General features: G+C 43.1%; 9 protein-coding genes and 1 pseudogene. 6 read left to right on the top strand and 4 right to left on the bottom strand.

Annotated features, from left to right (window positions below):
• Positions 1-180: 180 nt before the first annotated feature.
• Positions 181-1,113 carry a polysaccharide deacetylase family protein gene (locus tag PN499_RS14275; protein WP_272032634.1) on the top strand — a complete coding sequence of 311 codons (933 nt, stop codon included), beginning with the start codon at positions 181-183 and terminating at the stop codon, positions 1,111-1,113.
• Between the two features lie 257 nt (positions 1,114-1,370).
• Positions 1,371-2,717, top strand: coding sequence for a serine/threonine-protein kinase (locus PN499_RS14270; protein WP_272032633.1), 1,347 nt, complete (start codon positions 1,371-1,373; stop codon positions 2,715-2,717).
• A 107-nt stretch (positions 2,718-2,824) separates the two neighbouring features.
• Here the strand turns inward: PN499_RS14270 and PN499_RS14265 are convergent, their stop codons facing one another.
• Both PN499_RS14265 and PN499_RS14260 read right to left on the bottom strand, forming a co-directional pair.
• A complete protein-coding gene (locus tag PN499_RS14265; RefSeq protein WP_272032631.1) occupies positions 2,825-2,992 on the bottom strand; it encodes a type II toxin-antitoxin system VapC family toxin in 168 nt (55 codons plus the stop codon).
• Positions 2,989-3,219, bottom strand: a complete 231-nt coding sequence (locus PN499_RS14260) for a type II toxin-antitoxin system Phd/YefM family antitoxin (protein WP_272032630.1) — start codon at positions 3,217-3,219, stop codon at positions 2,989-2,991. The genes PN499_RS14265 and PN499_RS14260 overlap by 4 nt, the downstream gene beginning before the upstream one ends.
• A 178-nt stretch (positions 3,220-3,397) precedes the next feature.
• Here PN499_RS14260 and PN499_RS14255 point away from each other — a divergent pair, with 178 nt between their 5' ends.
• From PN499_RS14255 to PN499_RS14240, 4 genes and pseudogenes are all read left to right on the top strand, one after another.
• A complete protein-coding gene (locus PN499_RS14255) occupies positions 3,398-3,736 on the top strand; it encodes a type II toxin-antitoxin system RelE/ParE family toxin (RefSeq protein WP_272032629.1) in 339 nt (112 codons plus the stop codon).
• A complete protein-coding gene (locus PN499_RS14250; RefSeq protein WP_272032628.1) occupies positions 3,729-4,088 on the top strand; it encodes a transcriptional regulator in 360 nt (119 codons plus the stop codon). The genes PN499_RS14255 and PN499_RS14250 overlap by 8 nt, the downstream gene beginning before the upstream one ends.
• Before the next feature lie 55 nt (positions 4,089-4,143).
• Positions 4,144-4,497, top strand: a pseudogene (locus PN499_RS14245) (formylglycine-generating enzyme family protein); the annotation flags it as partial.
• 321 nt (positions 4,498-4,818) lie between these two features.
• A complete protein-coding gene (locus PN499_RS14240; protein WP_272032627.1) occupies positions 4,819-5,142 on the top strand; it encodes a hypothetical protein in 324 nt (107 codons plus the stop codon).
• A gap of 79 nt (positions 5,143-5,221) precedes the next feature.
• Here PN499_RS14240 and PN499_RS14235 read toward each other — a convergent pair whose 3' ends face one another.
• Entirely contained in the window at positions 5,222-5,371 is a 150-nt protein-coding gene (locus tag PN499_RS14235; RefSeq protein ID WP_272032626.1) for a hypothetical protein, read from the bottom strand.
• Complete coding sequence (locus PN499_RS14230) at positions 5,362-6,306, bottom strand: response regulator (protein WP_272032625.1); 945 nt, start codon at positions 6,304-6,306, stop codon at positions 5,362-5,364. Before PN499_RS14230 ends, PN499_RS14235 begins: the two co-directional genes overlap by 10 nt.
• Positions 6,307-6,445 lie beyond the last annotated feature (139 nt).

The following is a 6,445-nucleotide window of genomic DNA, read 5'->3' as shown; positions in this document are numbered from 1 at the left end:
CCTCCTGCCTCCTGCCTTCTGCCTCCTGCCTCCTGCCTTCTGCCTCCTGCCTTCTACCTCCTGCTATACCTCTCTTCATTAAGAAAAATTAAAATAGGGAACTGCTGAGTTTGGGAAGTAGTCGGCAGTAAAAATGTCATATTTTCGGCATTTTCCCTATTGAATAAGGATATCTTTCCTTTGAACAATAAATCGCGGCATTGCCTAAGTCAGAAATGGTTATATCCAACGTTTATGGCCATGAGTTTAATTGTTACAGTTGCAGTTTTACTCGGTTACAGACAAAGCGCTGCATCCAATCCTCCGCTACAGATGAAAAATAGCGATCGCGAAATTGAAACTGAACCTCTCCCCATTCCCTCACCCCCAAACACTCCTCCTACCCCGCCAAAAAACCCACCTGTCACAACTCCTACACCCAAACCGAAAGAAGAACAATTAGTTTTCGCGCCACCGCCGCAACTGCGGGGGACGACATTTTATCAAGCAACTCTCGACAATAAAATAAAAGCAATCGCTCTCACTTTTGACGACGGGCCATCTCCTTATACCCTCAAAATACTAGAAATTTTGCAGCGGCAAAAGATTAAAGCCACATTTTTCTGCTTAGGTGCTAATCTACGAACATATCCAGAAATTGCTAAGCAAGTAGTGAAAGAAGGCCATGCGATCGGCAATCATACTTGGCATCACTTCTATCGTAATGTAGATATTGCTACAGCGGCCGCTGAAATTGATAATACTGCCGTGCATATTTATCGAGCGACAGGAGCGAAATCTTTCTTATTTCGACCCCCTGGAGGTCGTTTGAAGAATGGTTTAGCAGATTATGCTAAAAAGAAAAATTATGTCATTGTCATGTGGTCGATAGATACTAAAGATTTTCTCATGCCGCCGGCGACGACTATAGTTGATGATGTGCTTTCAAAAGCACGTTCTGGTGCGGTTGTATTGATGCACGATGGTGGGGGAAATCGCGATCGAACTGTGCAAGCTTTACCTGAGATTATTAATGGACTTAAGCAGAAAGGTTTTAAATTTGTAACTATTCCTGAATTGCTGGCTATGCAGCAAAATAAGAAACAAGAAACAGCGGGGAGTAAATCTCAATAGTTAACGGTTAACAGTTAACGGTTAACCGTTAACTTATTATATCATGTCAGGCAAATTACTTGCGATCTGTCATTGCAAGCGAAGCGAAGCAATCCCAGCAGCTTGCTTCGCTTCGCTCGCAATCATTTGACATGATTATTCCTACTCTGAAACAGAAATAAAAGAGTAAATTTCAACATAGTAATAAGAATTGTAAATTGCACAGGCAAGGCTCATCTGCTACAATTTGCAGTATCTACACAGCATCGCACACCAATATGCAGCACTGGGCACCGGGACAACAACTGCACGAAGGCAAATATTTAATAGAAGCAATTCTCGGCGGCGGCGATTTCGGTGTCACCTACCGCGCTCAAAATCGCAAAGAAGGTAAGTTAGTTGCGATTAAAACGCTGAATGCTATCCAACAAGGAAAGACAGATTTTGTCAATTGCCAAGGCAAGTTTATGAATGAGGCGCTGTGTTTAGCAAAGTGCAGTCATCCTCATGTTGTCGAAGTTTATGAGGTCTTTCCAGAGGGCGATTTATGGTGCATGGTGATGGAGTTAATCGACGGGATTGATTTAGCTGAATATCTGGAAGATAACGGCGTTTTGTCGGAAGTTCAGGCTTTGCCAATTATTCAACAAGTGGGAAATGCTTTGAGATTTATTCATCAGCAAGGATTTACTCATCAGGATGTTAAACCTCAAAATATTATGTTGAGAAAGCAGGGGCTTGAGGCGGTTTTGATAGATTTTGGCTTGGCGCGACAGGCGACAGTACCGGTAAAGTTCAGGGCTAATAGTAATTTTAGCACTGAGTGTTTTGCACCTATGGAATTGTTGGGAGAAGGAGCAGACTTTGGTGCATATACTGATGTTTATTCTTTGGCGGCGACGCTGTATGTGATGCTGACGGGTGAGTTGCCATTTCCGTCCCAATGTATGACGATGTATGTGAGGCTGAGGGGTGAGTTGCCATTTGCGTCCCATTTTATTAGGAAGGGAAATATTCCTTTGACTCCGCCGAAACAGCATAACAATAAAATTAGTGATAGGGTGAATGCAGCGATTATTAGGGGGATGAATTGGGAACCGTATAATCGCCCCCAGTCGGTGCAGGAATGGTTGGATTTAGTGATGCCTAAACAGGCGACTAATGAGGTACAATTGATTTCTGCCGTGGGGATGGATTATATAAACTTGCGTAATTTATTAGCAGCAGGAAATTGGAAACAGGCGGATCGAGAAACAGCGAGTGTGATGTTGAAGGTGGCGGGTAGGGAGGAAGAAGGATGGCTGGATAGCTCATCAATAGATAATTTTCCTTGTGAAGACTTGCGAACGATTGACCAACTTTGGGTAAAATACAGTAATGGACGCTTTGGCTTTTCGGTGCAGAAGCGCATCTATCAAAGTCTGGGCGGAACCAGGGAAGATGATAGTAAAATTTGGGAAGCGTGGGGCGATCGCGTAGGTTGGCGTGTGAATAGTAACTGGTTGGAGTATGAGGAAGTTGCTTTAGGCACCGAATTCCACAAGTACCAGGGACACCTCCCGGCGGCGAAGTGGGTGATGGGTCGTCTGGTTCTCTTCTCTCGCTTCGAGACTTGTAAACTGTAACATCTAAGCGTTTCAGAGTTTCGTTAAGATTTATAACAAAGGCAAAAACCACGAAACCATGAGCTTTCTACGTTTCCGATACCTAGCACTTTCAATTTACCAAATTACTAAAGAGTAGATTTGATCTTAATAGCTATTTCCCAGATAGCTGTGGATGGAACTAAACCATTTTTATCTTGTTCCATCTGCTGACAAGCTGCTTTTGCCCCTTGAGAAAGCTTCTCTGGATCTACACTCCACCAGATGAGAGCGCAGGTATCAAGGACAATAGTCATACTTCCTGCCATTCTTCAGTTGTTGGGGTAGTTAAGTCGTCAAAATATTTGACTTTCCCCCGCATATTCTTAAATAATTCTTCCGTTGAAACAGTCTTTTCATACTGAGAAATTCTTACAACTGGCTTATTTCCATCTGTTACTAAAATTTCTTCGCCTTCTAGCTCGACAAGTTGCAAAAATTCTAGTAAATTAGCTTTTAATTGACTTTTGTCAACTGTTTTCATGGGATAAAAATTTGTGTTGAGTTGAAACTAATTATATTTTAAAGCTGTACTGTCTGTCAAGATGCCTTGGGGTATCATTCAATTGTCAAAGCAACGCTTATAAGCTATAATCTTCTGTGTCAAACCGACCGAACTCAAATATTAACAATTGAGGCAAAGGTTTGTATTCAATGAAATCATGGAAGTCCAACCGAGAGAAATTCAAACCTATGAAACCTTAGAGGGAAAAATCCCTTTTGAAGAGTGGCTTGATTCCTTGCGCGATCGCGAAGGGAAAGCTAAAATAAAAGGTAGACTTCAGCGAGTTGCTCTTGGTAATTTAGGAGACTGTAAATCAGTAGGAGAAGGTGTTTTTGAGTTGAAAATTGACTATGGCCCAGGCTACCGGGTTTATTTTGGAGAAAGAGACTCAACTATTGTACTGCTTCTCTGCGGTGGAGATAAAAGTACCCAAGATCGAGATATTCGCAAAGCCAAAGAATACTGGATAGAATTTAGGAGTAGAAACGATGCCTAAAACTCATAGTTACCAAGACTATCTGATTAAATCTCTCGAAAAAATTGAAGAATCTGCTGCTTATATTCAAGCAATTTTAGAAGAAAAAGAACCCGAACCGGAACTGTTACTGACGGTACTCAGAGATGTGGTTAAATCTCAATGTAAAGTCTCTATAATGGCTGAAGAAGATAAACAGAATTGGGATCGACTTCAGGAATTGCTAAAAGCATCAGGAGGAGAAGAGATTTACCGATTTATTATTTTGCTGAAGGCTTTAGGATTAAAGACAAAGATTGCAGTTAGTCAGGGTAAGACTCCAGACGCATCAATGTTAGAATCTTCATCTCACGTTGAGACTTGTAAAGTTTAGGATCTTAACAATCATAGATTAAAATGAATTCAAAAGTCACCCTCACCATTACAGAAGGCAATTTAAAACGACACCAGTAGGCAGTTTTAAAGTCGCTAATGCCTTCGGACTCTATGATATGCACGGAAACGTCTGGGAGTGGTGTGCAGACCCTTGGCATGATAATTACAAGGGAGCACCGACAGATAGTAGCGTCTGGGATGAAAACAATAATAATCATTACCAAAATTATATTGATTTATTAGTCAATATTAAGAATAACAACCGAACTCGGCTGCTGCGCGGTGGTTCGTGGAACCTCAATCCCGTCAGTTGCCGCGCTGCGATTCGCGGCTACAACCTTGTGCCGGGCGTTCGCTACTTCAACTTCGGTTTTCGTCTTGTTTGTGCGATCGCGTGGCTTCCTTAGCTCTTGACATTTTTGCCCTTTTGCGCTATACACTTCTTCCCTTTACACTGGAGCGATCGCCTCTGGCGACTCGATTTATTTTTTCAAATAGGACTTACTGGGGCCCCAGAAACCGGGTTTTTGAGAGAATCTGTGGGTCATAACGAAGTATTTTCGTAAAAAACCCGGTTTCTTTGGTTGGGTGCGTAAGTGCTGTCAAAAATGGCCTTTTCTGAGTAATATCCTCCTACGTAAAAATTACCAATCGTTCAAAAGACCTACGACTTAATCAAGGCGGATCGCGTTTTATGAGATAATAGAAAAACAGAGTCAAAAAAATCTATGGCAACAGAACACTGGGATGATGACAGACTAGATAGACTCGCTAATCAGGTAGAGGAAACAGCGAATATAGCCAATAGCAATGCTCGCGTGATTCAAGCATTAGCAAATACGGCAGCAGAGGCCAGAGAAGAACGGCAGCAAATATTACAACTGATCGCTCAACAACAAGTGACGATCGCTCAACAGCAAGAAAGGATGATTCAAATAGAGGAAAGAATAGACCGACAACAAACTAATATCGATGGTTTGAGAAGGGAGACAATGCGGATGCTCGATATCCTGTTAAATCAAAGGAATCAGCAAGATAATTCTGGTGAATAAAATTTGCGGAAGTGGGGAAATTGGTAGATTTAAGTAGGTAGACGCAAATAAACCTTGCTGTGTAAGTAGTCGGCCATAATTAAACGTAGGGTGGGCGATCGCCGCAAAAAACCTGTAACTCATAGAAGAAGATGGTTGCGGCGAGCGCCCACCTTACAATTACAATGCGATCGCCACCCATTGACAATTCAAGATAGTATCTACCTGATATATCCTCGCTTAAGAACACTTCAAAGTAGTTAGAACTAGAGCAACTTGTTGAGCTGCCAAGTGAAGCGTCATCAGTTCGTCAGGGCGGAGAGTGCTAGGATGCTTCCACTGGAGGGACATTAAAGCGATCGCTTCCCCGCGATAGGCGATGGGAACAGCGAGATGCGCTTGAATTCCTGATGCCTGGTAGTGGGCAATATCAGTCATGGCTGTATCCGCTGAGACATTGAGGGAACATTGAATCGTCTGAGTAGCGATCGCTTCCTTCACCAAAGGGTCGCTAGCTAGCCAGTTGTCCACCTTTCCACCTGCGCTGTGAGTACCGACGGCCCCTGTTAAAGCATTTCCCTCCACCAGTTGCAAGATACAGGCATCGGCTAAAAAATTATCGCTGAAGGCCGCAGCAATTGGCTCTAAACTGGCTTCCAAACTAGCAGAGTCCTGAGCAGTCTGCATGACAGTTGCCAGTAATTGCGTTTGGATTTGGGCCCGGCGCAGTTCTTCCGTCCGTTGCTTGAGCAATTCGTAAGTCTCTGCGGCCCGCTGCACTACAACTTTGAGTTCGTTCGGGTCCCAGGGCTTAGTAATATATTTATATACCTGTCCAGAGTTAATTGCGTCTACGAGGTCTTCAATATCCGTAAAACCAGTGAGGATAATCCGTACTGTATTTGGGAACTGAGGCACAGTTTTGCTCAGAAACTCCGTTCCCTTCATCTCCGGCATACGTTGATCGGAGATGATGACAGCAACTTCACCTTCATCGCCAAGGACTTCCAAGGCGCGAATTCCGCTCTCAGCTTTCAGTACGTTAAAATCTCGCCGGAAAGTTCGGTAGAGGAGATCGAGATTGTCTGGTTCATCGTCTACCACCAGCATCTTAGGCTTTTTCGGTCGATTTAGGCTCATGAGCTGGCGTTTAATGCTATCTAGCTCTGGAAGGGCATTATCCATAAGAATACAATCAACTCGCCTCAGCGGATTTGGGTGAGCATTTATTTTGCAACAATAGTGACATGGTATCAAACCTAAGCTCTACTGCAACTGAGAAGTCAGCTTTCAGCTTTTGTCTTCTGAGCGTCCCTAACAGAAT

This window comes from Kamptonema animale CS-326 (genome assembly GCF_028330895.1).
In the GTDB taxonomy this organism is placed as follows: Bacteria; Cyanobacteriota; Cyanobacteriia; order Cyanobacteriales; family Microcoleaceae; genus Kamptonema; species Kamptonema formosum.
The sequence above is the reverse complement of the archived record's forward strand: the minus strand, read 5'-3'. Positions and strand labels throughout refer to the sequence as shown.